The organism is Cellulomonas triticagri (genome assembly GCF_003696205.1).
Taxonomy (GTDB): Bacteria; Actinomycetota; Actinomycetes; order Actinomycetales; family Cellulomonadaceae; genus Cellulomonas; species Cellulomonas triticagri.
Genome location: NZ_RFFI01000280.1, coordinates 1 through 617, shown reverse-complemented (window position 1 = coordinate 617; position 617 = coordinate 1). Strand labels below are relative to the sequence as shown.

Below are 617 nucleotides of genomic sequence, written 5' to 3'. Positions count from 1 at the left end.
AGCACGCGCCCGCCGCCCCCGCGGCGCCTGCCGCGCCCGCCGCCCCGGCCGGGTCGTCCGGCAGCACCCTGCGTTCTCCCGTCGGCGCCGACGCCCTCGCGGTCCTCACCGCGCTGGCCGTCCTGCTCGGCGGCACCCACCTCCTCGCCGTGGCCCGCGGCCGCGTCCGGCTGCCGCTGCGACTGCGTGAGGTCCCCGTCTCCCCTGCCTGAGTCCGGCCCCGGCGCCGACGGCCCGTCCGTCCCGCGCCCACGGCCACCGCGTCACCGCCCGCACACCGCGAGGCGACGCACCCGACTCACCGCAGGGGAGCACGACCATGCACACCACAGCCCGACGAGCGCTGCAGACAGCGCTCCTGACCGGCGGCCTCCTGGTCGCCGGGGCCGCCGCGGCGCACGCCGCCGACGACGACGGCCTCCTGTCCGGCCTCGGCCTCGAGGTCCCCGTCGACGTCTCCGTCGACATCGACGACCTCGCCGTCGGCGTCCTCGGCGACGCGACCACCACGGCGCCCGCCGTCCCCGCGCCCACCGGCGCACCCGCCGCACCCGCCGCGCCCACCGCCGCGGTCGACGGCGGCGACGCCTCCGGCACCGCGTCCGGCGCCTCGGTCG

2 pseudogenes are annotated in these 617 nt (G+C 80.7%); both read left to right on the top strand.

The window, feature by feature from the left end:
• Nucleotides 1–212: pseudogene (locus EBM89_RS20850) on the top strand (hypothetical protein); the annotation flags it as partial.
• Nucleotides 213–319: 107 nt separating this feature from the next.
• Nucleotides 320–617: pseudogene (locus EBM89_RS20845) on the top strand (chaplin family protein); the annotation flags it as partial.